General features: G+C 70.1%; 16 protein-coding genes. 12 read left to right on the plus strand and 4 right to left on the minus strand.

Annotated elements, in window-relative coordinates; translation table 11 throughout:
* Window positions 1-354 precede the first annotated feature (354 nt).
* Entirely contained in the window at window positions 355-1320 is a 966-nt protein-coding gene (locus H610_RS0105780; protein WP_028238800.1) for a TAXI family TRAP transporter solute-binding subunit, read from the plus strand.
* Window positions 1321-1421: 101 nt separating this feature from the next.
* Window positions 1422-3989, plus strand: coding sequence for a TRAP transporter permease (locus H610_RS0105785; RefSeq protein WP_028238801.1), 2568 nt, complete (start codon window positions 1422-1424; stop codon window positions 3987-3989).
* A gap of 55 nt (window positions 3990-4044) precedes the next feature.
* Here the strand turns inward: H610_RS0105785 and H610_RS0105790 are convergent, their stop codons facing one another.
* The gene (locus H610_RS0105790; protein ID WP_028238802.1) at window positions 4045-4689 is read right to left on the minus strand and encodes a hypothetical protein; all 645 of its coding nucleotides are present in this window, start codon (window positions 4687-4689) and stop codon (window positions 4045-4047) included.
* A gap of 45 nt (window positions 4690-4734) precedes the next feature.
* Window positions 4735-6435 (minus strand): Na/Pi cotransporter family protein, encoded by a 1701-nt coding sequence (locus H610_RS23315; protein WP_051231522.1) that lies wholly within the window; start codon window positions 6433-6435, stop codon window positions 4735-4737.
* 196 nt (window positions 6436-6631) lie between these two features.
* Between H610_RS23315 and recC the strand changes: the two genes are divergently transcribed.
* The 3 genes from recC (at window position 6632) to recD (ending at window position 15484) form a co-directional block, all read left to right on the plus strand.
* Window positions 6632-9898: an exodeoxyribonuclease V subunit gamma gene (recC, locus tag H610_RS0105800; protein WP_028238803.1), complete on the plus strand. Its 3267-nt coding sequence runs from the start codon at window positions 6632-6634 to the stop codon at window positions 9896-9898.
* Complete coding sequence (recB, locus tag H610_RS0105805; protein ID WP_028238804.1) at window positions 9895-13440, plus strand: exodeoxyribonuclease V subunit beta; 3546 nt, start codon at window positions 9895-9897, stop codon at window positions 13438-13440. Before recC ends, recB begins: the two co-directional genes overlap by 4 nt.
* Window positions 13441-13642: 202 nt before the next feature.
* Window positions 13643-15484 carry an exodeoxyribonuclease V subunit alpha gene (recD, locus tag H610_RS0105810; RefSeq protein ID WP_028238805.1) on the plus strand — a complete coding sequence of 614 codons (1842 nt, stop codon included), beginning with the start codon at window positions 13643-13645 and terminating at the stop codon, window positions 15482-15484.
* A gap of 292 nt (window positions 15485-15776) precedes the next feature.
* Here the strand turns inward: recD and H610_RS0105815 are convergent, their stop codons facing one another.
* Together H610_RS0105815 and H610_RS0105820 are read right to left on the minus strand one after the other, a co-directional pair.
* Window positions 15777-16679 (minus strand): AEC family transporter, encoded by a 903-nt coding sequence (locus H610_RS0105815; RefSeq protein WP_028238806.1) that lies wholly within the window; start codon window positions 16677-16679, stop codon window positions 15777-15779.
* 133 nt (window positions 16680-16812) lie between these two features.
* Window positions 16813-17214: an acyl-CoA thioesterase gene (locus H610_RS0105820; protein ID WP_028238807.1), complete on the minus strand. Its 402-nt coding sequence runs from the start codon at window positions 17212-17214 to the stop codon at window positions 16813-16815.
* Window positions 17215-17440: 226 nt separating this feature from the next.
* Between H610_RS0105820 and H610_RS0105825 the strand changes: the two genes are divergently transcribed.
* From H610_RS0105825 to H610_RS0105855, 7 genes are all read left to right on the plus strand, one after another.
* Complete coding sequence (locus tag H610_RS0105825; RefSeq protein WP_028238808.1) at window positions 17441-18412, plus strand: PstS family phosphate ABC transporter substrate-binding protein; 972 nt, start codon at window positions 17441-17443, stop codon at window positions 18410-18412.
* A gap of 120 nt (window positions 18413-18532) precedes the next feature.
* Window positions 18533-20818 carry an ABC transporter permease subunit gene (locus tag H610_RS0105830; RefSeq protein WP_028238809.1) on the plus strand — a complete coding sequence of 762 codons (2286 nt, stop codon included), beginning with the start codon at window positions 18533-18535 and terminating at the stop codon, window positions 20816-20818.
* Window positions 20819-20834: 16 nt separating this feature from the next.
* Window positions 20835-22508: a phosphate ABC transporter permease PstA gene (gene pstA / locus H610_RS0105835; RefSeq protein ID WP_028238810.1), complete on the plus strand. Its 1674-nt coding sequence runs from the start codon at window positions 20835-20837 to the stop codon at window positions 22506-22508.
* 99 nt (window positions 22509-22607) lie between these two features.
* Window positions 22608-23435, plus strand: a complete 828-nt coding sequence (pstB, locus tag H610_RS0105840; RefSeq protein WP_028238811.1) for a phosphate ABC transporter ATP-binding protein PstB — start codon at window positions 22608-22610, stop codon at window positions 23433-23435.
* A gap of 89 nt (window positions 23436-23524) precedes the next feature.
* On the plus strand, window positions 23525-24250 hold the full coding sequence (phoU, locus tag H610_RS0105845) for a phosphate signaling complex protein PhoU (RefSeq protein ID WP_028238812.1): 726 nt from the start codon (window positions 23525-23527) through the stop codon (window positions 24248-24250).
* A gap of 251 nt (window positions 24251-24501) precedes the next feature.
* Window positions 24502-25383 (plus strand): response regulator, encoded by an 882-nt coding sequence (locus H610_RS0105850; protein WP_028238813.1) that lies wholly within the window; start codon window positions 24502-24504, stop codon window positions 25381-25383.
* Between the two features lie 138 nt (window positions 25384-25521).
* Window positions 25522-26418 carry a peptidoglycan DD-metalloendopeptidase family protein gene (locus H610_RS0105855; protein ID WP_028238814.1) on the plus strand — a complete coding sequence of 299 codons (897 nt, stop codon included), beginning with the start codon at window positions 25522-25524 and terminating at the stop codon, window positions 26416-26418.

A 26418-nucleotide genomic window follows, 5' to 3' on the forward strand; every position in this document is an offset into this window, starting at 1 on the left:
AGGCAGATGTGCGGGCCGCGGTCGCAGGCAGAGCCTGCTCCTACAGGTGCCGCGCGTGGCCTTTGCGTAGGAGCGAGCTCTGCTCGCGAATGCCTCCAGGCCCTTCAGCACGGCAGCGTCTGTGCCTGGCGCCAAACGGCCGGTGGCGCCGGGCTTTTCCTTCTCCCAGCGGGAGCAGGGCGGACCGGCGTCGGCCTGGCGCTGTGCCGCCGGCGCCGCACCGGAACAAGGCACAGGCTCGCGGGGTCCCAAACGAGTCGTGTCCCGCCGTGGCAGCAGTTAGACTGCACGCCCTTGTCGCGGCCCACGAGATCGCGACGGGGAATCAGAAAAACAACCAGAAGGAGAGATCCCATGAAAGGCAAATCCTTGGCATGGGTCCTGTCTGCCGCGCTGGCGGGTACCACCCTGACCAGCGTCGCACAGGCGCAAACTCAATTCGTTACCATCGGCACGGGCGGTCAGACGGGTGTCTACTACGTCGCCGGCCAGTCGATCTGCCGCTTCCTCAACCGCAACGCACAGGACATCAAGTGCAACGCCCCGGCCAGCGGCGGCGGCGTGGCCAACGTCAACGGCCTGCGCAGCGGCGAGTTCAACTTCGGGGTCATGCAGTCCGACCACCAGTACAAGGCCATGAAGGGCCTCGAGCCGTTCAAGAAGGAAGGTCCGATGGAGGACCTGCGCGCGGTGTTCTCGCTGCAGGACGAGGTGTTCACCGTGCTCGCACGCAAGGACGCCAACATCGCCGGCTTCGACGACCTCAAGGGCAAGCGCGTGAACATCGGCAACCCTGGTTCCGGCCAGCGCGACACCCTCGACGAGATCATGCGCGTCAAGGGCTGGGACAAGTCGGCCTTCTCCCTCGCCGCCGAACTCAAGCCGGCCGAGCAGGCCAGTGCGCTGTCGGACAACAACATCGACGCCATGACCTATTTCGTCGGCCACCCCAACGGCGCGATCCAGGAAGCCACCACCACCGTCGACGCGGTGCTGGTGCCGGTGACCGGCCCGGACATCGACAAGCTGCTGGCCGACAAGCCCTACTACACCAAGGCGGAGATCGCCGGCGGGCTGTACAAGGGCAACGACCAGCCGACCCCGTCGATCGGTGGCAAGGCGGTGCTCTCGACCTCGGCCAAGACCGATCCGGAGGTGGTCTACCAACTGGTCAAGTCGGTGTTCGAGAACATCGAGCGCTTCCAGCGGCTGCACCCGGCGTTCGCCAACCTCAAGCCCGAGGACATGATCAAGGTCGGCCTGACCGCGCCGCTGCACGAGGGCGCCGAGCGCTACTACAAGGAGCGTGGCTGGCTGTAAGCTGGCGGCCTCCGGGCCCCGCATGACCGCTCCCGAACCGGAACCCGCGCGCCGTGAGGCCGCGGGTTCCGCCGTATCCGTCTCCCCTACGGACGCCACCGATGTCTGACAACCAACTTTCGACCGAGGAGCTGATCGCCCAGGACGTGGGCGCACGCTCCCCGGAAGGCGCGATGGCCAAGGCGATCGCCGCCATCGCCCTGCTCTGGTCGCTGTTCCAGCTGTGGATCGCCTCGCCGCTGCCGTTCATCCTGCGCACCGGCGTGCTCAACGATACCGAGACGCGGGCGATTCACCTGGCCTTCGCGCTGCTGCTGGCCTTTCTGGCCTATCCGGCGTTCAAACGCTCGCCGCGCGACCGGGTGCCGCTGGCCGATTTGGCGCTGGGCCTGGTGGCCGCGGCCAGCGCCGCCTACCTATTCGTCTTCTACGAGCAACTGGCCGGTCGTCCGGGCAGCCCGACCACGTTCGATCTGGCCACGGCCTGCATCGGCATCCCGCTGCTGCTGGAGGCGACCCGCCGGGCGCTGGGCCCGCCGCTGGCGATCATCGCCCTGCTGTTTCTCGTCTACAGCCTCGCCGGCCCCTGGATGCCGGGCCTGCTGGCGCACCGTGGGGTGAGCTTCGAGGCGCTGGCCAATCACCAGTGGATCACCACCGAGGGCGTGTTCGGCATCGCCCTGGGCGTCTCCACCAGCTTCGTCTTCCTCTTCGTGCTGTTCGGCGCGCTGCTCGAGCGCGCCGGCGCCGGGCACTACTTCATCCAGCTGGCCTTCAGCCTGCTCGGCCACATGCGGGGCGGGCCGGCCAAGGCCGCGGTGGTCTCCTCGGCGCTGACCGGGATGATCTCCGGCTCGTCGATCGCCAACGTGGTGACCACCGGCACCTTCACCATCCCGATGATGAAGAAGGTCGGCTTCTCCAAGGAGAAGGCCGGCGCGGTGGAAGTCGCCTCCTCGGTCAACGGCCAGATCATGCCGCCGGTGATGGGCGCGGCGGCGTTTCTGATGGTCGAGTACGTCGGCATGCCCTACGTCGAGATCATCAAGCACGCCTTCCTGCCGGCCACCATTTCCTACATCGCGCTGCTCTACATCGTCCACCTCGAGGCGCTGAAGCTCGGCATGCAGCCGATCGGCAGCGGTCAACCCAGGCCCTGGCTGCGCCGGCTGACCGGCTTCGCCTTCGGCGCCGCGCTGATCAGCGGCCTGTCGCTGGCGGTGTACTACGGGCTGGGCTGGCTCAAGCCGGTGCTCGGCGACTCCGCGCTGCCGGTGATCGGCGCGCTGCTGGCAGTGGTCTACCTGGCGCTGCTGAAGGTCGCGGCGAGCAACCCGCCGCTGCCGCCGGAGGACCCGAACGCGGCGCTCGAGGAGCTGCCGGAGACACGCCCGGTGCTGCTCTCGGGCCTGCACTTCCTGCTGCCGGTGGTGGTGCTGGTCTGGTGCCTGATGGTCGAGCGCCTGTCGCCCGGGCTGTCGGCCTTCTGGGGCACGGTGATGCTGGTGGTCATCCTGCTCACCCAGCGCCCGCTGCTGTCCTGGATGCGCAAAGACGGAACGCACGACCACGGCACCTTCATGGATGGTGTGGTCGACCTGCGTGAAGGCCTGATCGCCGGGGCACGCAACATGATCGGCATCGGCATCGCCACCGCGGCGGCCGGGGTCATCGTCGGCGCGGTGTCGCAGACCGGCGTCGGGCTGGTGCTGGCCGACCTGGTCGAGCTGCTTTCGATGGGCAATCTGCTGCTGATGCTGGTGCTGATCGCAGTGTTCAGCCTGATCCTCGGCATGGGCCTGCCGACCACCGCGAACTACATCGTGGTGTCCAGCCTGCTGGCGCCGGTGGTGGTCGCGCTGGGGCAGCAGAACGGGCTGATCGTGCCGCTGATCGCGGTGCACCTGTTCGTCTTCTACTTCGGCATCATGGCCGACGTGACGCCCCCGGTGGGGCTGGCCTCGTTCGCCGCCGCGGCGGTGTCCAAGGGCGACCCGATCAGGACCGGCCTGACCGCCTTCTACTACAGCCTGCGCACCGCCGCGCTGCCGTTCCTGTTCATCTTCAACACCGACCTGCTGCTGATCGACGTGGACTTCTGGCACGGCGTGCTGATCTTCATCGTCGCCACCCTGGCGATGCTGATCTTCGCCGCCGGCACCCAGGGCTATTTCCTGGTGCGCAACCGCTGGTACGAGGGCGTGCTGCTGTTGCTGGTGGCTTTTACGCTGTTCCGCCCGGGCTTCTGGATGGACATGCTGCACGACCCCTACCGCGACATCCCGCCGGCCGAACTGGCGCAGGCGCTGGACAGCGTGGAAGAGGACAGCCAGCTGCGCCTGCGCATCCGCGGCGAAGATGCCGTTGGCGATCCGCGCGAGTTCACCCTGCTGCTGCCGATTCCGGAGGGCGCCAGCGGGCAGGAGCGGCTGGAGAAGCTCGGGCTGATGCTCTACGAGGAAGACGGCAAGGTGCTGGTCGACAGCGTCACCTTCGGCAGCCTGGCCGAGCAGGCCGGCCTGGAGTTCGACCAGGAGATTCTCAGCGTGCGCGCGCCCACCGACCGCTGGGCCAAGGAATGGATGTGGATTCCCGGCCTGCTGCTGTTCGGCCTGGTGGTGTGGCTGCAGCGCCGGCGCGCCCCGGGTGCGCTGGCAGCCCCGGCCTGAGCTGTGGATAACCCTGTGGGCAAGCTGTGAGCCGTCCCCGGCGCGCAGCGCCCGTTCAGCCCCCGTATTCGAGCATCCAGCGCCGCACCTCGCGGCGTTGCCGGCGGCTGCACAGCTGGTGCGTCAGCGGGCTCTCCGGCACCAGCGTGCATTCGCCTTCGGCCGCGTCCTGCAGGCGGAAGCGGCGCAGCACGCCCAGCGGGTGGCGGTCGGAGCCGTAGAAGGCCACCGCGCGGATCTCCAGGGTGTGGAAGGTCCAGTCGCCCTGCGGCTGGTGCCCGTCGAGGGCGATGCCATGCTGCTCGGCGACCCGCCGGATCAGCGACTGGAAGGTGCCGATGTGGCTGTACTCGCCGCTGCGCAGCGGCCCCTGGCGCGTGGTCTGGTACAGCGACAGGTCAGGCGGCGCCTCGTCGCCGAGGCCGTCGCGGATGTCGGTGACGTCGCCCATCAGCGGCCCGCGCGAGGTGTCCAGGCGTACCAGCAACTGGTTGATGAACATCGGCTCGGCGCTCATGTTCGACAGCAGGCACAGCGAGCCCAGGCCCTTGCCGGCGCCGCGGTTGATGATCAGGTTCGGCCGCCGCTGGCGCTTGAAGTTGGCCAGCAGCAGGTGCGCGTAGAAGATCCACACCAGCAGCGTGCAGGTGGAGATCACCAGGGCCAGCAGCGAGTGGTAGCGCAGTATCCAGTCAAGCATTGGAGCCTCGTCTCGGGGGCGCGGCTGCCTGTGCCGCGCGCGGCGCTAGAGCGTGCGGCCCGGGGTGCCGGCCACCGGGCCCGTGGGCTCGTGCAGCGGCTGCGAGGCATCTTCCCGGCGATGCCGTGGCGTGGCGGGCTCGGTGTTCTCGAGCGCGGCGTAGGCAGTGCTGCAGAACAGCGAGTTCAGCCGCTTCATGTCGGCGATCAGCTCCAGGTGCACCGAGCTGGTTTCAAGACTCTCGACCACGCCGTGGTGCAGGCGTTGCACGTGGGCATGCGCCATGCGTCGTTCATCGCGGCGGAAATGGCGCTTGTGCTCGATCAGCTGCCTGGCGCCTTCGGCGTCGCCGGAGAGAAACACCGACAGCCCCAGGCGCAGGTTCGCCACCAGTTGCGCGTGCAGGCTCTGCAGTTCCTCAAGGCCGTCCTCGGAGAACGAGCGGCGGCTGGAGGTCTTCAGGTTGCGCACCTTGGCGAGCATGTGCTCGATGCCGTCGCCGGCCTGTTCGAGGTTGATCGCCAGCTCGATGATCTCGGCCCAGCGGCGCTGCTCCTCCTCGGCCAGGTCCTCGCGCGGCATGCGCGCCAGGTAGAGCTTGACCGCGCTGTAGAGCGCGTCGACGTCGTCGTCCAGGCGGCGGATCTCCTCGGCCGGTTCGGGGCGGTCCTCGCGCAGCACTTCCAGCAGCCGGGCCAGCATGGCGTCGATCAGGTCACCGATGCGCAGGGTCTCGCGCACCGCGTTGGCCAGCGCCAGGCTCGGCGTTTCCAGCGCGCCCGGGTCGAGGTGGCGCGGGCGCGCCACGCCGTTCTGCTCGACGCGCTCGGGCAGCAGTTGCCGGCACAGCCGCGTCATCGCCCCGACGGTGGGCAGCAGCAACAGGCAGCGCAGTGTGTTGTAGGCCAGGTGGAAGCCGATCACCAGGGTCTGCGGGCTGTAGCCGAGCGTGCCCATCCAGGCCACCAGCGGGTCGATGAAGGGCACCACCATGGGCAGCCCGACCAGCTTGTACAGCAGGTTGCCGAGCGCCACCCGGCGCCCGGGGACGGACTGCACGCTGGCGTTCAGCCAGGCCAGCACGCCGCTGCCGATGTTGGCGCCGATCACCACGCCGAGCGCCACCGGCAGGCCGATCAGGCCGGCGCCGGCGAGGGTGGCGATGAGCAGCACCGCCGCCAGGCTGGAGTAGGACAGCAGCGCGAAGAGCGCGCCGACCACCACCGCCAGCAGGGTGTCGCCAGCCAGCGAGGCGAACAGCACGCGCATGCCGCGCGCCTCGGTGATCGGCTCGGCGGCGTCGACGATCAGCTGCAGGGCCAGCGTGATCAGCCCGAGGCCGATCAGCACCCGGCCGAGCTGCCCGGCGCGGGTCTGCTTGCGCGACAGGAACAGGGTCACCCCGACCAGCGTCAGCAGCGGCGACAGCCACGACAGGTCGAGCGTCAGCACCCGCGCCATCAGCGCCGTGCCGACGTCGGCGCCGAGCATGATCGCCAGCGCCGTGCCGAGCGCCATCAGCCCCTGCGAGACGAAGGAAACCACCAGCAGCGCGGTGGCGTTGCTGCTCTGCACCAGCGCGGTGACGCCGATCCCGGCGAAGAAGGCCAGCGGCGTGTGCGCCGTGCTGCGGCCAAGCACCCGGCGCAGGTGCGAGCCGTACACGCGCATGATTCCGGTGCGCACGATGTGTGTGCCCCAGACCAGCAGGGCGATGGATGACAACAGGTGCAACAGCGTGGGCATGGCGGTATCCGGTGAACAACGGCGACGACCGGCTCGCCGCGCAACGGCCGGTTCATTTCAAAACGGTTACAGGGTTGACCCGGCCGCGCCGCAGGCGTTCTCGGCCTTCGTCGGATGAGCGCGACACAGTCCGTCGCCCACGCATGCCAGACTGGCTCCTGATACGCTTGTTTCCTTCCTCGCCCACGGTCCGTTCATGCTCAGCCTCTACCACGCCCCCGACCTGGAAACCCTCGGCACCCTGGCCACCACGCTGCTGGCCCAGCCGCAGCGCGACCCCTTCGCACCGGCGCGGGTGGTGGTGCCGAGCCAGGGCATGGGGCGCTGGCTGACGCTCGAGCTGGCGCGCCGGCAGGGCGTCGCCATGCAGGTGGAGACGCAGCTGCCGGCGCGTTTCGTCTGGGAACTGAGCCGGCAGGTGCTGGGCCAGCTGCCCGAGCAGTCGGCCTTCGCCCCCGCGACCCTGACCTGGCGCCTGTACGACTGGCTGTGCGAGCCGGCGCAGCTGGCCCAGGCGCCGCGCCTGGCGCGCTACCTCGACGGCGGCGACGAGCGCCGGCGCCTCGGCCTGGCCGCGCGGATCGCCGACACCTTCGACCAGTACCTGCTCTACCGCGACGACTGGCTGGCCGCCTGGGAGCGCGGCGAGCTGCTCGACCTGGGCCCCGACGAAGCCTGGCAGGCGCTGCTCTGGCGCGAGCTCACCCGCGACGGCCACCCGCACCGCGCCCGCCTGCTGGGCGACCTGCTGGCGCGGCTGCACGGCGCCGCGCCGCTGGCAGAGTTGCCCGAACGGCTGCTGGTGTTCGGCATCAGCAGCCTGCCGCCGCACCACCTGCGGGTGCTCGAAGGGCTGGCCCGGCACGTCGACGTGGTGGTCTGTGCGCTGAACCCGAGCCGCGAGGCCTGGGGCGACATTCGCGATATCCGCGAGGTGGCGCGGCAGCAGGCCGGCTCGGAGGCCCTCGCCGACGACTGGTACCTGGACGTCGGCCATCCGCTGCTGGCCAGCCTCGGCAAGCAGGGCCGCGACTTCTTCGACAGCCTGTTCGCGCTGGAAGGCGACGAGATCGGGCTCTACGCCGAAGACCCCTCGCTGCACGACGACAGCCTGCTGCATGCGCTGCAGAACGACATCCTGCGGCTGCGCACGCGCCTGCCCGAGGAGCGCATGATCCTGCGCGAGGACGACCGCTCGCTGGAGGTCCACATCGCCCATTCGCCGCTGCGCGAAGTGGAGATCCTGCACGACCAGCTGCTCGCCCGCTTCGCCGCCGACCCGGGCTTAAGCCCGGATCAGGTGGTGGTGCTGACCCCCGACATCGAGCGCTATGCGCCCTTCATCGAAGCGGTGTTCGCGCCCCGCGAGGGCGTTCCGCGGGTGCCCTACAGCCTGGCCGACCGCAGCCTGCGCGCGGAGCTGCCGCTGATCGAGGCCTTCCTCGAGCTGCTGGCCCTGCCGCAGAGCCGCTTCACCGCCGAAGAGGTGCTGGCCTGGCTCGAGCAGCCGGCCATCGCCCGCCGCGCCGGGGTCGAGGCCGAGGACCTGCCGCTGATCCGCGACTGGCTGCGCGAGGCCGGGGTGCGCTGGGGCCGTGACGGCGAGCAGCGCGCCCGCCTGGGCCTGCCGGACGAGCCGGCCTTCACCTGGCGGCAGGGCCTCGACCGGCTGCTGCTGGGGTTCGCCGCGCCGCCGCAGCTGGCCGGCGACTGTGCGCCGCTGCTCGGCGAGCACTGGCCGCTGGATGCACTGGAAGGCGCCCGCGCGCAGCTGCTCGGGCGGCTGGTGGAGTTCGTCGAGCGGCTCGGCGGCCTGGCCGACCGCCTGGCCGCGCCGCGCCCGCTTGCACAGTGGGCCGACGATCTGCAGGCGCTGATCGACGGCCTGTTCGACGAGCGCGAGGCCGGCGACACCCTGCTGTTGCTGTCTCAGGCCTGCGCCGCGCTGCGCGATCAGGCGCAGGCCGCCGAAATGCAGCGGCCCGTCGAGCTCGAGCTGGTGCGCCAGCAACTGGCCGCGGCACTGGAGCAGGGCGGCGGCGCCACCGGCTTTCTCACCGGCGCGGTGACCTTCGGCACCATGGTGCCGATGCGCAGCCTGCCGTTCCGCCTGGTCTGCCTGCTCGGCCTGGACGATGGCGCCTTCCCGCGGCGCACGCCGGCCGCCGGCTTCGACCTGATCGCCCGCCACCCGCGCCGCGGCGATCGCGCCCGGCGCCTGGACGACCGCTACCTGCTGCTGGAAACCCTGCTCTCGGCGCGCGAGGCGCTGTACCTGTCCTATGTCGGCCGCGACCCGCGCGACAACGCCGTGCTGCCGCCGTCGGTGTTGCTCAGCGAACTGCTGGAGGCGGTCGACCTGACCGCCGTCGTGGCCGACTCGACCCCGGCCAGCGAACGGCTGACGATCGCGCACCCGCTGCAACCCTTCGCCCCCGGCAACTTCGCCGGCGGCCGCTGCGCCGGCTTCGCCGCGCCCTGGTTCCGCGCCGCGCAGCGTCTCGCCGCGGCGCCGGAGCGAACGCCGGCGGTCTTCGCCAGTCGTCTGCCGGAACCCGACGAGGCCTGGCTGACGCTGGAACCCTCGCAGCTGCTGCAGTGCTTCCGTCATCCGGCACGCTTTCTCCTCGAGCAGCGGCTCGGGTTGCGGCTGGCCGAGGCCGGCGAGGCCCTGGCCAGTGACGAGCCCTTCGAACTGGAGCGGCCGGCCTGGAACGGCCTGCGCCGGCTGGCGCTCGAGGCCTGCGAGCACGGCTGGAGCGATGAGGACGAGCGGCGCCTGGCCTGCGCCGCCGGCTGGCTGCCTCCCGGCGAGCTGGGCCAGGCGCTGTGGGGCAGGCTGCGCGGCCCGGTGCGTACCTTCGCCCCGCGGCTGTTCGAGCTGCGCCCGGAGGCGGTGCCGCAGCCGCTGGCGGTGGACGTCACCCTGGCCGGCGTGCGCGTGCATGGCTGGCTCGATGGCGTGACGCCGGACGGGCTGTTCGGCTGGAAGCTCAGCCGCCTGGGCGAGTGGGACCTGGCGCCGTTCTGGCTGCGGCATCTGCTGCTCAACCTCTCGGCGTCGGCCGGCATCGAGCGCAACAGCCTGCTGCTGTCGCCGGCCGGCGACTGGCAGCTCGGCCCGCTCGACAATGCCGCCGCGCTGCTCGAGGGCTGGCTGGCGGCCTATCGCAGCGCCATCTGCGAGCCGCTGCCGTTGCTGTCGCGCAGCAGCCACGCGTTCGTGCGCGGCTATCGGCAGCCGAGCCGCGGCAGCGAACCGCTCGAGTGCGGCCGCAAGCGGGCCCGCGAGGCCTGGCTCGGTGGCGAGTTCAGCCCCATCGCCGGCGAAGCCGAAGACCCCTGGAACGTTCTGGCCTTCCGTGAGCGCGACCCGCTCGGCGAGCGTTTCGAGGCCCTGGCGCTGGAACTGTACGGCCCGGCGTTCGACGCCCTGGCCGGCTCCGAGGAGGATGACGCATGAGCCTGAATCTGCTCGATTCGCCCTTCGACGGGCGCCGCCTGATCGAGGCCAGCGCCGGCACCGGCAAGACCTGGACGCTGACCGCGCTCTACGCGCGCCTGCTGCTGGAGCGGCAGCTGTCGGTGGGGCAGATCCTCGTGGTCACCTACACCACCGCGGCTACCGCCGAGCTGCGCGAGCGCATCCGCGCCCGGCTGGCGGAGCTGCTGGCGGTGTATGACGGGGCGCCGAGCGAGGATGCCTTCCTCACCGCGCTGCACGCGCGCTTTCCCGACGAGGCCTCGCGCCGCCGCTTGCTGCTGGCGGTGCACGGCTTCGACGAGGCGGCCATCTTCACCATCCACGGTTTCTGCCAGCGGGCGCTGCAGGACGCCGCCTTCGAGGCCGGCGGCGACTTCGACAGCGAGCTGACCACCGACGACCGCGAGCTGATCGACGCGCTGCTGGCCGACGCCTGGCGCAGCGAGCTGGCCGGCGCCGACCCGGCCTGGGCGCGCTTTCTGGCCAAGAGCCGGATCACGCCGGCCGGCCTGCGCCAGCAGCTGCGCAGCCACCTGGGCAAGCCGTACCTGCGGGTCGAGCCGCGGGACACGCCGGCGCCGGCCGACCTGTCCGGGCTGGACGCGGCCTGGCGGGAGGCCGCCGATCTGTGGCGCGAGGCCGGGCCGGACTGGGTCACCGAACTCGGCCAGCACCGCGGGCTCAGCCAGAGCACCCACAAGGCGCTCAAGTTTCCCCTGTGGCAGGGCGAACTGGACGCCTACTTCGCCGATCCTGCGGCAATGTACGAGATACCGGACGGCCTGCTCAAGTTCGGCGCGCGGGCGATGGCCAAGGCCTGCAAGAAGGGCCATGACGCACCGACCTGCGCGCTGGCCGAGGCGCTGGACCGGCTCGCCGATGCCCTGGCCGAGGCCATGCCGGCGGGCAAGCGGCGCCTGGTCGGCCTGCAGGTCGCGCTGCTCGAGCGGCTCAACCGGGAGCTGCCGCAGCGCAAGGTTGCGCAGCGGCTGCTGGCCTTCGACGACCTGCTCAATCGCCTGCACGACGCCCTGCACGGGCCGGCCGGCGACGACCTGGCCGCCGCGCTGCGGCAGACCTACCCGCTGGCGCTGATCGACGAGTTCCAGGACACCGACCCGATCCAGTACGCCATCTTCGACCGCATCTATGCGCCGGGCAGCGCCGCCTCGCTGTGCTTCGTCGGCGATCCCAAGCAGGCGATCTACGCCTTCCGCGGCGCCGACCTGGCGACCTATCTCAAGGCCCGCGAGCAAGCCGAGGCGCCGTACAGCCTGCCGACCAACTACCGCTCGACGCCCGCCCTGATCGATGCGCTGAACCGCCTGTTCGACCATCCGCAGCCCTTCGCCCAGCCCGAGTTGCGCTACCCGCCGGTGGGCGCGCCGCAGCGGCCGCGGGCGCGACTGGTGCTGCCGGACTCGAGCGGGGCCGCGCCGCTGTCGCTGGTCTGGCTCGGCGACGCGCCGGTGGGCAAGGGCGAGGCCAGCGAACAGGCGGCACGCGACACGGCGCGGCGGATCGCCGGTCAGCTGGCCGCGGCGGCCGAGGGCCGTGCCGGCTTCGAGAAGGACGGCCGCTTCGTGCCGCTCAAGGGGGGCGACATCGCCGTGCTGGTGGCCAACCATCGGCAGGCCGGGCTGATCGCCGACGAACTGGCCGCCCGCGGCGTACCCAGCGTTCGCCGCGGGCGCGACAGCGTCTGGCGCTCCGAGGAGGCGACCGAGCTGGCCGCGGTGCTGGCGGCCTATGCCGAGCCGGGCCGCGAGGGCCTGCTGCGCTACGCGCTGGCGACCCGGCTGCTCGGCCGCAGCGCCGCCGACCTGGCGCGCTGCCAGGACGATCAGCAGCAGTGGGACGCCGAACGCGAGGCCGCCGAGCGCTACCACCAGCTCTGGCAGCAGCAGGGGTTCATGCGGGTGTTCCGCGCCTGGCTGGACGAGCAGGGCGTGCCGGAACGGCTGCTGGCGCGGGTGGACGGCGAGCGCCGGCTGACCAACCTGCTGCACCTGGGCGAACTGCTGCAGGCCGAGAGCCAGCAGCGCCCCGGCCTCGAGCCGCTGCTGGCCTGGTTCAACGCCCAGCGCGGCAGCGAAGGCGGGGGCGAGGAGGCGCTGCTGCGGCTGGAAAGCGATGCCGAGCGGGTGCAGATCGTCACCATCCACACCAGCAAGGGCCTGGAATATCCGCTGGTGTACTGCCCCTTCCTGTGGGACGGCCGGTTGCTCGGCAAGCACCGTGACAGCGCCAGCTGCCACGCCGAGGACGGCCAGCCGCTGCTGGACCTCGGCAGCCCGGAACTGGAGGCGAATCTGGCACGGGCCCGGCGCGAGGTGTTCGCCGAGCAGCTGCGCCTGGCCTACGTCGCCCTGACCCGGGCGCGTGACCGGCTGTGGCTGCACTGGGGGCCCGTCAGCCTGCCGAAGGCGAAGAAGGATGGCGGCCTGCCGGACGAGGGCCTGCACACCAGTGCCCTGGCCTGGTTGCTGCACGGTCGCGAGCAGCCGGGGGCGGAGCCGCTCGCCGAGCTCGGCACCCATCTGGCGGGGCTGGATGCCGCCGGGCTGCGCGCGGCCCTGGAACGCCTGGTGGCGCAGAGCGCGCCGGGCATGGCGCTGCTGGCAGCGGAAACCGCCGAGGCGAGCGCCGACGGCAGCGGCCGCGCAGCGGCGCCGGCGTACCTGGCGCAGCTGGGACGCAGCCTGCACAGCGCCTGGCGCATCGGCAGCTTTTCCGGGCTGGCCGCGGGCATGCACATGGAAGCCCCGGACCGCGACAGCCTGGCGATGCCCGATCCCGCCGAGCCGGGCAGCGGCTTCTTCGCCTTCCCCCGCGGCGCGCGCGCCGGCACCTGCCTGCACGCCATCCTCGAGGACTGGGCCCGCGGCAAGGCGCCGCTGGCCGAGCTGGTCGGGCCGGCGCTGCAGGCCCACGGCCTGCCGCCGGACTGGGCGCCGGTGGCGCGCAGCCACCTGCAGCGCGTGCTGGACACCGAGCTGGATGGCGCCGGCCTGACCCTCGCCAGCCTGGAGGGGAGCCGGCGGCTGCCCGAGCTGGGCTTCACCTTCCCGGTCGCCGAACTGGACGTCGAGCGCCTGCGCGCGCTGCTCACCGACCCGGCGCACGGCCTGGCCGAACCCCTGCGCCAGGCCGCCGCGCGGCTGGAGTTCGAGCGCCTGCAGGGCTTTCTCAAGGGCTTCATCGACCTGACCTTCGAACACCGCGGGCGCTGGTACATTCTCGACTACAAGTCCAACTGGCTCGGCCCGGACGCCGGCTACTACGGCGGCGACCGGCTGCTGCAGGCGCTCGCCGCCGAGCACTACTACCTGCAGTACCTGATCTACCTGGTGGCGCTGCGGCGCTTCCTGCGTCAACGCCTGTCCGACTACGACGACGCCTGTCTGGGCGGTGCCTACTACCTGTTCTTGCGCGGCATGCCGGAGGCCGGCGTGTACTTCGCCCGACCCGGCGACGGCCTGCTGGATGCGCTGGACCGGCTGTTCGAGGGAGGACGGTGATGCTGTCGCTGTTCGTTCGCGGTCGAGACCACTCCCACCAAGAGCCGTGCTCGGACCTTGGCCGATATCGCCGCGAGGGCGCGCCTCCCACAGGGGCCGGTGTAGCTCCGCTGCTTTTGTGGAAGGCCAGAGTTCGGGGCGATGCTTTTTGTGGTCTCGACCGCGATCCGCCCTCGCCATCGTTTTTCCCGAGGAGCCGCCAATGACCCTCGCCGATCTGCCCTTCGGCCCGCTGGAGCGCGCCTTTCTCGCCAGCCTGCAGCGCCTCGATCCACAGGCGGGCGAAAGCGTGCTGCTGGCCGCGGTGCTGTGCTGTGAGGCGCTCGGGCGCGGCGACGTCTGCCTGCCACTGGCCCGCGTCGCCGGCACGCGGCCCTGGCCGGAAGTCGATTACGACCTGCCGCCGCTGCCGGCCTGGCGCGACGCGCTGGACGCCAGCGCGCTGGTCGGCCGCCCGGGCGACTACGCGCCGCTGATCCTCGACGGCGAGCGGCTCTACCTGGCGCGCTACCAGGCCTACGAGACGCAGCTCGCCGAGCGCCTGCTGGCCCGCGCGGCGCTTGCGCCGACGGTGGACGAGGCGCGGCTGCAGGACAGCCTGGCGCGGCTGTTCGACTTCAACCGCCAGCGCCCGGACTGGCAGCGCCTGGCCGCCGCGCAGGCGGTAAGGCGCAACCTGGCGGTGATCTCCGGCGGCCCCGGCACCGGCAAGACCACCACCGTGGTGCGCCTGCTCGCGGCGCTGCTGGAGCAGGGCGGCCCGAGCCTGGCGATCGGTCTCGCCGCGCCGACCGGCAAGGCTGCCGCGCGCATGGCCGAGGCGATCCGCCAGGCCAAGGCCGGCCTGCCGGTGGACGATGCGATCAAGGCGGCGCTGCCCGACGAGGCGCGCACGCTGCACCGCCTGCTCGGCAGCCGCGGCGACAGCCCGCGGGTGCGCCACGACGCCGACAATCCGCTGCCGCTGGACGTGCTGGTGGTCGACGAGGCCTCCATGGTCGACCTGGCGCTGATGGCCAAGCTGGTCGCCGCGCTGCCGCCGCGGGCGCGGCTGATCCTGCTCGGCGACAAGGACCAGCTGGCCGCGGTGGAAGCCGGCGCGGTGTTCGCCGAACTCTGCGAGGGCCGTGGCTTCGACGCACGGGCCGCGGCCGAGCTGGAGCGACTGACCGGCCAGGCGGTGCCGGTCGAGCCGCCGCGCTCGCGGCTCGGTGAGGCCGTGGTGCTGTTGACCCACAGTCACCGCTTCGCCGGCGACAGCGGCATCGGCGAGCTGGCGCGGCGCATCAACGCCGGCGATGCGGCCGGCACCCTGGCACTGCTGCGGGAGGCACGCAGCGATCTGGCGTGGAATCCGGAGCCGGCGGCCAGCGCCCTGGTCGAGCGTCTGGAGCAGGGCTACCTGCCCTATCTCCAGGCCGCCCGCGCCGGCGAGCCGACTGCCGCCTTCGAGGCTTTCAACGGCTTCCGTGCGCTGACCGCCCAGCGCGAGGGGGCGTTCGGCGTCAACGGCCTCAACGAGGCGCTGGAAATGCGACTCAAGCGGCGCCTCGGCGTGCCCGCGCGCGAGCGCTGGTACCCCGGGCGGGCGGTCATGGTGCGGCAGAACGACTATGCCCTCGGCCTGTTCAACGGCGACGTCGGCCTGTGCCTGCAGACGCCGCAGGGCCTGCGGGTGTTCTTCGAGAGCGACGAGGGGGCCGGCCAGGGCCATCGCGGCTTCGCGCCGGCACGGCTGCCGAGCCACGACAGCGCCTTCGCCATGACCGTGCACAAGAGCCAGGGCTCGGAGTTCGCCGAAGTGCTGCTGGCGCTGCCGGAGCAGCCGAGCCCGCTGTTGACCCGCGCGCTCTTCTACACCGGCATTACCCGGGCCAAGCGCAAGGTCGAAATCTGGGCGCTGCCGGCCCGCCTGGCCGAGGCGGTGGAGACCCGCGCCGAGCGCGCCGCCGGCCTGGCCGCTCGGCTCGCCCTGGAGCCCGGCCAGCTACCTGCCTCGCCGCCGCCGGTTCCGACTCGCGATGACCAGCTAAGCCTGTTCTAGCGGCAACGCCAGGCTTTTCCCTTCTTCCCGCGGGAGAGGGTGGCCCGCAGGGCCGGATGAGGGAGGCTGCTGCACCAGCCCTCACCCCGGCCCGGGGGAGAGGGAATGGTCCGGAGTGGTATGGAGGCAGATTGCGGGCCGCGGTCGCAGGCAGAGCCTGCTCCTACAGGTGCCGAGCGCGGCCTTTGCGTAGGAGCGAGCTCTGCTCGCGAATGCCTCCGTGCCTATCCGGCACGGTAGCGGCTACGCCTGACGCCAAACGACCGGTGGCGCCGGGCTTTTCCCTTGCGCGTCAAAGCAGGGCCATCACCAGCGGCAGGCTGGCGGCGGCGAGCAGGGTCTGCAGGGTGATGATGCCGGCCATCAGGTGGCTGTCGCCACCCAGCTGGCGGGCCAGCACGTAGGCGGTCGGGGCGGTGGGCAGGGCGAAGAACACCACCAGCAGCCCGCTTTCCAGCGGCGGCAGGTGCAGCAGCCGGGCCACGCCCCAGGCCAGCAGGGGCATGGCGATCAGGCGTATGAGGCAGTTCCAGCCGAGCGCCGGGACTTCCCCGCTCAGCTCCTGCGGCTTGAGCGCCGCGCCGACGCAGAGCAGGCCCAGCGGCAGGCTGGCGGCGGCCAGCAGGCCGAGCAGGCGGTCGCTGCCGCCGGGCAGGCCGAGGCCGGAGAGGTTGAACAGCACGCCGGCGATGCAGGCCAGGATCAGCGGGTTCTTCAACATTGGCAGCAGCAGCCCGCGGACGCTCACGCCGCGCTCGGCGGTCAGCGCCCAGATCGACATCACGTTCACCACGGGGATCATCAGTGCCAGCATCAGGGCCGCCAGCGCCAGCCCTTCCTTGCCCATCAGGCTGCCGATGGCGGCAAGCCCGAGGTAGGTGTTGAAGCGCAGCACGCCCTGGGTGATCGAGCCGAAGCGGGCCGCCGACCAGCCGCGCAGGCGCCTGGCCACCAGGAGCGCGATCCAGGCCAGGCCGAGGCCGAGCATCACCGCCGCGGCCAGCCGCGGCAGCGCCGGGTTGATCAGCGGCGCGGTGGCCAGGCTGTTGAACAGCAGCGCGGGAAACAGCAGGAAATAGTTGAGGCGCTCGGCGCCGGGCCAGAAGGCCTCGCTGGGAAAATCGCGCGAGCGCAGGGCATAGCCGCCCACGATCAGTGCAAAGAGCGGCCACAGGGCCTGGAGCAGGGTCGACAAGGTTTACATCCGGCTGTGTAGGTCAGGGCATCTTCGCTGCCATCCTACGGGCGCGCAAGCGCCGGGGCGCCTGCCCGCGATCCGCTGCGCGCCAACGCTGTCGCTCCAGCTCGCGCGGGGGGCGGACAGGCGCTCAGCGGCGCGGGGCCACCGGGCGGGTGCGGCCGCAGCCGTCGATGGCGACGAACACGAACACCGCCTCGGTGACCTTGCGCCATTCGCTGGACACCGGGTCGTCGCTCCATACCTCGACCAGCATGCGGATCGAGCTGCGCCCGACCTCCAGCGTCTGGGTATAGAAGGACAGCTGCGCGCCGACCGCCACCGGCACCATGAAGGCCATGCGGTCGATCGACACCGTGGCCACCCGGCCACCGGCCACGCGGCTGGCCATGGCGGTGCCGGCCAGGTCCATCTGGGCCACCAGCCAGCCGCCGTAGATGTCGCCGAAGCCGTTGGTCTCGCGCGGCAGGGCGGTGATCTGCAGGGCCAGGTCGCCCTGAGGGATGGGGTCTTCCTGTTCGTAATCGTTCATCGTCGACTCGCGCGTTGTTGTTCTGGCCCGAAAGCCACGCAATTTGCGGGCCGGGCCGAGTATACCGGCTGGCTTGCAGCGCAGCGACCGGACGGCCGCAGCTTTCTCCAACTTGCCTCGGCGCCGTCATCCAACTGTCACATTGGCTTCATAGAGTGTTCATACGGCCTGCCGATACTGGCCCCCGATCCACCAACACACGACACACCCTCGCTAGGAGCAAGGTATGAAACTCAATCGTTTGATGGCGGCGCTGACCTTCGTGGCCGCTGGTGTGGGAGCTGCCAGCGCCACCGCTGCCGTCGACCCGTCGCTGCCGACCTATGAGAAGACCACCGGCGTGTCCGGCAACCTGTCCAGCGTCGGTTCGGACACCCTGGCCAACCTCATGACCCTGTGGGCCGAGGACTTCAAGCGCCACTACCCGAACGTCAACATCCAGATCCAGGCTGCCGGTTCCTCCACCGCACCGCCGGCCCTGACCGAGGGCACCTCCAGCATCGGTCCGATGAGCCGCAAGATGAAGGACCAGGAAATCCAGGCCTTCGAGGAAAAGTACGGCTACAAGCCGACCGAAGTACCAGTCGCCATCGACGCCCTGGCCGTCTACGTGCACAAGGACAACCCGATCAAGTCGCTGTCCATGGACCAGGTCGACGCCATCTTCTCCAGCACCCGTCTGTGCGGCGGCGAGCAGGACATCACCACCTGGGGCCAACTGGGCCTGACCGGCGACTGGGCCAACCGTCCGATCCAGCTGTTCGGCCGCAACTCGGTATCCGGCACCTACGGCTACTTCAAGGAAGAGGCCCTGTGCAAGGGTGACTTCAAGTCCAACGTGAACGAGCAGCCGGGCTCCGCCTCGGTGGTGCAGTCGGTCTCCAGCTCGCTGAACGGCATCGGCTACTCGGGCATCGGCTACAAGACCTCCAGCGTCAAGGCCGTGCCGCTGGCGAAGAAGGGCGGCGAAGCCTTCGACGCCAACGAAGAGAACGCCGTGGCCGGCAAGTTCCCGCTGTCGCGCTTCCTCTACGTCTACGTGAACAAGGCGCCGAACCAGCCGCTGAACCCGCTGGAAGCCCAGTTCCTGAAGATGGTGCTGTCGCAGCAGGGCCAGCAGGTGGTGGTCAAGGATGGCTACATCCCGCTGCCCGCCCGCGTCGCGGAAAAGGCGATCGCCGAGCTGGGCCTGAAGTAAGCGCCCTTCTGCGGAGCGCGCGCTTCGACCCGATCCCGCTTGCGACACCGTCGCGAGCGGGATCGTTTCGTTACAACGCTGTCACGCAACTGTCACATAGCCCCGCTAGGGTGTCGCGCAATGAATGACCTGGCCACTAACTCAATGACTTCAGAACGCACTCAGCGGGTAGATTTCAATACGCCGGCATTGCAACGCAAGCGCCGGCGCCGCGCCCTCAAGGACCGCCTGACCGGCTGGTACGTCTCGATCGGCGGGCTCGGCGTGCTCGCCGCCATCACGCTGATCTTCTTCTACCTCTTCTATGAAGTGGCCCCGTTGTTCCAGGGCGCCGAGATGGAGGAGCGCGCGCCCCACGAGGCCGCCTGGCTGGCCGAGGCCGACGAGCACGCCATGCTGCTCTCGGTGGAGGAGCAGAACCGCGTCGGCATGCGCCTGGACAGCAGCGGCGAGGTGGTGTTCTTCGACCTGGGCGATTCCAGCGTCATCCACCGCCAGCGCCTGCCGCTGCCCGAAGGCGTGCAGATCACCTCGCATAGCGTCGACGTGCCGGGCAGCGAGCGCATCGCCGTGGGCCTGAGCAACGGCCAGGCGCTGGTGTTCCGGCACAGCTACAAGATCACCTACCCGGACAACGTCAAGACGATCACCCCGGCGCTGGAGTTTCCCTTCGGCGAGGCCCCGGTGACCCTCGACGAGCAGGGGCGCCCGCTCGAGCACGTCGGTCTCACCGCGAACGACGACACCCTGATCGTCGCCGGCTCCAGCGAGCGCGAGCTGCACGTGCTGCGGCTGGCCCGCGAAGAGAACCTGATGACCGGCGAGGTGACCCTGGAGCAGGAGAAGGTCGCGCTGCCGCAGATCGCCGACCCGATCATGTCGATCCACATCGACCCGCGCCAGCAGTGGATGTACGTGCTCAACGGCCGCGCCACCGCCGACGTGTTCAACCTGCGCAACGGCTCGCTCAACGGCCGCTACAAGCTGCTCGAGGACGGCGGCAACCGGATCACCGCCAGCGCCCAGCTGCTCGGCGGCGTGTCGCTGCTGATCGGTGACGCCAAGGGAGGCATCGGCCAGTGGTTCATGGCCCGCGACCCCGACGGCCAGGCCCGGCTGAAGGCGGTGCGCCAGTTCAAGCTGGCGCAGAGCCCGATCGCCGGCCTGGTGCCGGAAGCGCGCCGCAAGGGCTTCCTGGCGCTGGACGAGCAGGGCCGCCTGGGCGTGTTCTACACCACCTCGCAGCGCCAGCTGCTGGAGGTCGAGCTGGGCCAGGGCGCCGAGGCCCTGGCCATCTCGCCGCGCGCCAACCGCGTGCTGCTCGAGAGCGGTGGCGCACTGCGCAGCTTCAATCTCGACAACCCGCACCCCGAGGTGTCCTGGCACGCGCTCTGGGGCAAGGTCTGGTACGAAAACTACGATTCGCCCGCCTACATCTGGCAGTCGACTTCGGCCAGCGGCGACTTCGAGCCGAAGCTGAGCCTCTCGCCGCTGGCCTTCGGCACCCTCAAGGCGGCCTTCTACGCCATGCTGCTGGCGGCCCCGCTGGCGATCGCGGCCGCCATCTATACCGCCTACTTCATGGCCCCGGCGATGCGCCGCAAGGTCAAGCCGGTGATCGAGCTAATGGAGGCGCTGCCGACGGTGATCCTCGGCTTCTTCGCCGGACTGTTCCTGGCGCCCTTCCTCGAGCTGCACCTGCCGGGCATCATCACCCTGCTGATCGTGCTGCCGATCGCCATCCTCGCCACCGGCTACGGCTGGAGCCGGCTGCCCGAGGCGATCCGCCTGCGCGTGCCGGCCGGCTGGGAAAGCGCCATCCTGATCCCGGTGGTGCTGGTGGTCGGCTGGTTCTCCTTCGCCGTCAGCGGCTACCTGGAGGCCTGGCTGTTCGGCGGCAACATGCCGCTGTGGCTGAGCCACGAGATGGGCATCAAGTTCGACCAGCGCAACGCCCTGGTGGTCGGCCTGGCGATGGGCTTCGCGGTGATCCCGAACATCTACTCGATCGCCGAGGACGCCGTGTTCAGCGTGCCCAAGAGCCTCACCTTCGGCTCGCTGGCGCTCGGCGCCACGCCCTGGCAGACCCTGACCCGGGTGGTCATCCTCACCGCCAGCCCGGGGATCTTCTCGGCGCTTATGATCGGCATGGGCCGTGCGGTCGGCGAGACCATGATCGTGCTGATGGCCACCGGCAATACGCCGATCATGGAAGCCAACATCTTCGAAGGCATGCGCACCCTGGCCGCCAACGTGGCGGTCGAGATGCCCGAGTCCGAGGTCGGCGGCACGCACTTCCGCGTGCTCTTCCTCGCGGCCCTGGTGCTGCTGCTGTTCACCTTCGTCATGAACACCCTGGCCGAGCTCATCCGCCAGCGGCTGCGCGTGAAATATTCGTCGCTCTGAGCCTGAGGAAAGCGCGATGTCGGACAAGCGAAATACCCGGACGGGCTGGTTCAAGAGCGGCTCGCCGTGGATCTGGATGAATGGCGGCGCCGTGTCGATCGCCGTGATCATGACCCTCGGCCTGCTGGCGGTGATCGCGGTGCGCGGGCTGGCGCACTTCTGGGCCTCGGACCTCATCCAGGCGAACTACGTGGTGCCCGGCGAGCAGCCGCGCCCGGTGATCGGCGAGGTGGTGCAACGCGAGCAGGTCACCCGCGAGCGCCTGCAGGGTGCCGGCCTGCCGGTGGCCGAGGAAGGCTCGGAGTTCATGGTTCGGCAGCTGCTCAAGGTCGGCAACCGCGAGTTCGGCGCCGACTTCGTGTGGGTGGTCGAGGAGTGGATGCAGGACGTCACCCGGCCGCGCGAGCTGCTGGCGATCGAGCGCCGCGAGTGGGGCAACTTCTACGGCTATCTCCTGGCGGTGCGCGAGCGCGGCCAGCTGGTGGCCGAGGGCGAGGCCGCCTGGTCGGCGCTGCAGGAACGCCTGGCGCGTGCCGGCAAGCTGTTCGACGAGCTGAACCGGCTCGAGCGCGTGGATATCGGCGCGATCAACTACGGCATGGAGCGCCTGCGCCTGAAGACTCGCGGGCTGCAGCTGGACGACAAGCTGACCGCCGAGGCGCAGGCCGACATCGACGCCCAGCGCGCCGAGTACCAGGCCCAGTACCGGGCGCTCGAGGATCGTCTCGCCGAGCTGAACCAGGCACTGTCGCGCGACAGCATCCTGATGCGCACCGCCGCCGGGCAGGAGGTGGAGATCAACCTGGCCAAGGTGGTCGACGTCTACCGCCCGAACGCCATGTCGACGACCGAGAAGCTCGGCTTCTACGGCGCCAAGCTGTGGGAATTCGTCAGCGACGACCCGCGCGAGGCGAACACCGAGGGCGGCGTGTTCCCGGCGATCTTCGGCACCGTGCTGATGGTGATGATCATGGCGGTGATCGTCACCCCGTTCGGGGTGATCGCCGCGGTCTACCTGCGCGAGTACGCCAAGCAGGGCCCGCTGACGCGGCTGATCCGCATCGCGGTGAACAACCTCGCCGGCGTGCCCTCGATCGTCTACGGCGTGTTCGGCCTGGGTTTCTTCGTCTACGTGCTGGGCGGCTCGATCGACCAGCTGTTCTACCGCGAGGCGGCGCCGTCGCCGGTGTTCGGCACCCCGGGCCTGATGTGGGCGTCGCTGACCCTGGCGATCCTCACCCTGCCGGTGGTGATCGTCTCCACCGAGGAAGGGCTGGCGCGCATCCCGCGGATGATCCGCGAAGGCTCGCTGGCGCTCGGCGCGACCAAGTCGGAGACGCTCTGGCGGGTGGTGATCCCGATGGCCAGCCCGGCGATGATGACCGGCCTGATCCTGGCCGTGGCGCGCGCCGCCGGCGAGGTGGCGCCGCTGATGCTGGTGGGCGTGGTCAAGCTGGCGCCGACCCTGCCGCTGAACGGCAACTACCCTTACCTGCACCTGGACCAGAAGATCATGCACCTGGGCTTCCACATCTTCGACGTCGGCTTCCAGAGCCCCAACGTCGAGGCCGCCCGCCCGCTGGTCTACGCCACCGCGTTCCTGCTGGTGCTGGTCATCGCCACCCTGAACATGTCGGCGGTCTACATCCGCAACCACCTGCGCGAGAAGTACAAGGCGCTTGATCACTAACAGCCGATAAAGGCGCTGGAGGCTCGAAGGCTGGACGAAGAGCGACTCCCAACACGTCCAGCCTTCAGCCTCTAGCCTCCAGCGACAACGGAGAGACCCATGCAAACCCCCACCCACGGCATCGACATCAGCGCCCTCGGGCGCGACAAGCGCAGCCTCAACCTGGCCGACGAGACGGTGGCCATCGAGGTGCCCAAGCTGAGTCTGTTCTACGGCGAGAAGCAGGCGCTGTACGACATCAGCCTGAACATCCCGAAGCAGCGGGTGACCGCCTTCATCGGCCCGTCCGGCTGCGGCAAGTCGACCCTGCTGCGTTGCTTCAACCGCATGAACGACCTGGTCGACGGCTGCCGCATCGAGGGTGCCATCAACCTCGACGGGCAAAACATCTACCGCAAGGGCGAGGACGTCGCCGACCTGCGCCGCCGCGTCGGCATGGTGTTCCAGAAGCCCAACCCCTTCCCCAAGAGCATCTACGAGAACGTCGTCTACGGCCTGCGCATCCAGGGCATCAAGCAGAAGCGCGTGCTCGACGAGACGGTGGAATGGGCACTCAAGGGCGCGGCGCTGTGGGATGAGGTCAAGGATCGCCTGCACGAATCGGCGCTCGGCCTGTCCGGCGGCCAGCAGCAGCGCCTGGTGATCGCCCGCACCATCGCCGTGCAGCCGGAAGTGCTGCTGCTCGACGAACCGAGCTCGGCGCTCGACCCGATCTCCTCGCTGAAGGTCGAAGAACTGATCTACGAGCTCAAGGCCCGCTATACCATCGTCATCGTCACCCACAACATGCAGCAGGCCGCGCGCGTCTCCGACTACACGGCCTTCATGTACATGGGCAAGCTGATCGAGTACGGCGACACCGACACGCTCTTCACCAACCCGGAGAAGAAGCAGACCGAGGACTACATCACGGGGCGGTACGGCTAAAAGGCGGAAAAGACGACAAGAGCGCTGGAGGCTGGAGGCAGACGCCCCTCGTCCAGCCTTCAGCCTTCAGCGGCTTTCAGGAGCTTTTGATGATCACCAAAGACACCCACACCCAACATATCTCCCAGCAGTTCAACGCCGAGCTCGAGGATGTGCGCAGCCACCTCCTGGCCATGGGCGGGCTGGTGGAGAAGCAGGTCAACGACGCCGTCATCGCGCTGATCGAGGCCGACTCCGGGCTCGCCGAGCAGGTGCGCGAGGTCGACGACCAGATCAACCTGATGGAGCGCAACATCGACGAGGAATGCGTGCGCATCCTCGCCCGCCGGCAGCCGGCCGCCTCCGACCTGCGGCTGATCATCAGCGTGTCGAAGTCGGTGATCGACATCGAGCGCATCGGCGACGAGGCGACCAAGATCGCCCGCCGCGCCATCGAACTGTGCGAATCCGGCGAGTCGCCGCGCGGCTACGTCGAGGTCCGCCACATCGGCGACCAGGTGCGCAAGATGGTGCAGGAGGCGCTCGATGCCTTCGCCCGCTTCGACGCCGACCTGGCGCTGTCGGTGGTGCAATACGACAAGACCGTCGACCGCGAGTACAAGACCGCGCTGCGCGAGCTGGTCACCTACATGATGGAAGACCCGCGCTCGATCTCCCGCGTGCTCAGCGTGATCTGGGTGCTGCGCTCGCTGGAGCGGATCGGCGACCATGCACGCAACATCGCCGCGCTGGTGATCTACTTGGTGCGCGGCACCGACGTGCGCCACATGGGCCTGGCGCGGATGCAGGCCGAGGTACAGGGCGAGAAACCCTGATACCTGCCGCGCTCGTTGACTGGCCTGGGCCACCCCAGCCAACCTGCGCCTGCCATGGGCAGGCTGGGTCGAGGTGCGTAGCGCCGAAGCCCGGCGTGTAGCGAGACGAGGATCGGGCCCCTCGCTGCGCCCGGCCGTTCCCGCCTCGGTGTCCTGAGGCGGGCCACCTAAAAAACTTGACTCGCTCCGACGACGCCGCACACTGACGGACTCGCAGTCTGCCGTTCGGCTGCTGGTCCAAGGAGTCTTCGATGAGCAAGGTCAGTGTGCTGGTGGTGGATGATGCGCCCTTCATCCGGGATTTGATCAAGAAGGGCCTGCGCACGCTGTTCCCCGGCATCCACGTGGACGAGGCGGTGAACGGCCGCAAGGCCCAGCAGACGCTTTCCCGCGAGCGTTTCGACCTGATCCTCTGCGACTGGGAGATGCCGGAGATGTCCGGCCTCGAGCTGCTGACCTGGTGCCGCGAGCAGGACGCCCTCAAGACCGTGCCCTTCATCATGGTCACCAGCCGCGGCGACAAGGAGAACGTCATCCAGGCCATCCAGGCCGGCGTCTCCGACTACATCGGCAAGCCCTTCTCCAACGACCAGCTCTCGGCCAAGGTGCGCAAGGCGCTGGCGCGCGCCGGCAAGCTCGAGGCGCTGGCCGCCGCCGAGCCCGAGCGCTCGCTGTCGGGCGGGCTGCCGAACGATTCGCTGGCGGCGCTGACCGGCGGCAAGGCCGAGGTGATCAAGCGCGGCGCGCCGATGCAGTCGCGGCCGGCGCCCGAACGGACCGCGCCGAAGGCGGCGCCCACCGGCCGCGGGCAGGGCCAGCTGCGCCTGCCGGATCGCCAGCTCGACTGCGTGATCAAGGCGCTCAGCCTCAAGGAAGCGCTGCTGGTGATCAAGCGCGGCGACGTGCTGCCGCAAGTGCTTGAATCGGCCGTGCTCGACCTGGAGCAGGGCGCCGGCGAGACCGCACGGCTCAACGGCTACCTGCACGCCATCGCCGCGCTCGAGCCGACGCCGGCCACCGAGTGGCTGCAGCTGACCTTCCGCTTCGTCGACCGCGACCCGCAGAAGCTCGACTACCTGTCACGGCTGATAGCCCGCGGCAGCATGCAGCGCCACTACGTTCCCGGCGCCTGAGCGCGCCGCGCCTGCCGCCGGTCTCCTGCACCGCGAGAACCCCGCACGAGTTCACACAACCGGTCGGCGACGACTCGCCGGGCGTGGGTGCGGCTGCTATCTTCGCCTGCATCACCTGATCACCTGAAATATGCCGTCATGCTAGGGCGCTTCCTCCTACTGCTCGGGCTGCTGGCGCCGGCGCTACCGGCCATGGCCCTGACCGTCTACAAGTACACCGACGCCAACGGCGTGGTCACCTACAGCGACCAGGCCGTTCCCGGCGCGCAGGTGTTCAGCTTCAGCGACCGCATGGTCGAGCGCACCGACAGCCAGGTGAAGCTGGAGACGCGCAAGCACGCCGGCGGCGAGACGCTGATGGTGCGCAACGACCTGTACGCCCCGGTGGACGTCGAGCTGAAGCTCGAAGGCCTGAGCAACGTGGTGGGCGCGCCGGAACGGCCGATCCGCTGGGTGCTGCCGCCGCGCAGCCAGATCCGCCTCGCCACCCTGGCCCCGCGCGATGCCGGCCAGCCGATGCGCTACCAGCCGCGCCTGCGCTACGCGCTCGGCGACCCGCGACTGGAGCCCTCCTTCTACCGCTATCCGCTGCCCTGGCGCGGCGGGCCGTTCCGCCAGACCCAGGGCGCCAACGGCAAGTACAGCCACTTCACGCCCAAGGGCCGCTACGCGGTGGACATCGCCATGCCCGAGGGCACGCCGATCATCGCCGCCCGCGCCGGCGTGGTGGTCAAGGTGGAGAACGACCAGACCGGGCGCGGCGACAACCCCTCAGGCAACTTCGTGCGCATCCTTCACGACGACGGCACCATGGGCGTCTACCTGCACCTGATGAAGGGTTCGGTGGCGGTGCGCGAAGGCCAGCGGGTCGAGGTCGGGGCGCACCTGGCGCGCTCCGGCAACACCGGCAACAGCACCGGCCCGCACCTGCATTTCGTGGTGCAGCGCAACGTCGGGCTGGCGGTGGAATCGATTCCCTTCGAGTTCGCCCAGCCGGTCAACCGCCTGCCGAACTTCGCGGTCGGCGGCGATTGA

Origin of the sequence: Stutzerimonas azotifigens DSM 17556, assembly GCF_000425625.1 — a bacterium.
Taxonomy (GTDB): domain Bacteria; phylum Pseudomonadota; class Gammaproteobacteria; order Pseudomonadales; family Pseudomonadaceae; genus Stutzerimonas; species Stutzerimonas azotifigens.

Bases quoted from the DNA above. Each gene is read 5' to 3' on its own strand.
- recB (WP_028238804.1), top strand. From the start codon at position 9,895: ATGAGCCTGAATCTGCTCGATTCGCCCTTCGACGGGCGCCGCCTGATC.
- pstB (WP_028238811.1), top strand. From the start codon at position 22,608: ATGCAAACCCCCACCCACGGCATCGACATCAGCGCCCTCGGGCGCGAC.
- H610_RS0105830 (WP_028238809.1), top strand. From the start codon at position 18,533: ATGAATGACCTGGCCACTAACTCAATGACTTCAGAACGCACTCAGCGG.
- H610_RS0105825 (WP_028238808.1), top strand. From the start codon at position 17,441: ATGAAACTCAATCGTTTGATGGCGGCGCTGACCTTCGTGGCCGCTGGT.
- H610_RS0105780 (WP_028238800.1), top strand. From the start codon at position 355: ATGAAAGGCAAATCCTTGGCATGGGTCCTGTCTGCCGCGCTGGCGGGT.
- H610_RS0105820 (WP_028238807.1), bottom strand. From the start codon at position 17,214: ATGAACGATTACGAACAGGAAGACCCCATCCCTCAGGGCGACCTGGCC.
- H610_RS23315 (WP_051231522.1), bottom strand. From the start codon at position 6,435: ATGCCCACGCTGTTGCACCTGTTGTCATCCATCGCCCTGCTGGTCTGG.
- pstA (WP_028238810.1), top strand. From the start codon at position 20,835: ATGTCGGACAAGCGAAATACCCGGACGGGCTGGTTCAAGAGCGGCTCG.
- phoU (WP_028238812.1), top strand. From the start codon at position 23,525: ATGATCACCAAAGACACCCACACCCAACATATCTCCCAGCAGTTCAAC.
- H610_RS0105785 (WP_028238801.1), top strand. From the start codon at position 1,422: ATGTCTGACAACCAACTTTCGACCGAGGAGCTGATCGCCCAGGACGTG.
- H610_RS0105855 (WP_028238814.1), top strand. From the start codon at position 25,522: ATGCTAGGGCGCTTCCTCCTACTGCTCGGGCTGCTGGCGCCGGCGCTA.
- recC (WP_028238803.1), top strand. From the start codon at position 6,632: ATGCTCAGCCTCTACCACGCCCCCGACCTGGAAACCCTCGGCACCCTG.
- H610_RS0105850 (WP_028238813.1), top strand. From the start codon at position 24,502: ATGAGCAAGGTCAGTGTGCTGGTGGTGGATGATGCGCCCTTCATCCGG.
- recD (WP_028238805.1), top strand. From the start codon at position 13,643: ATGACCCTCGCCGATCTGCCCTTCGGCCCGCTGGAGCGCGCCTTTCTC.
- H610_RS0105790 (WP_028238802.1), bottom strand. From the start codon at position 4,689: ATGCTTGACTGGATACTGCGCTACCACTCGCTGCTGGCCCTGGTGATC.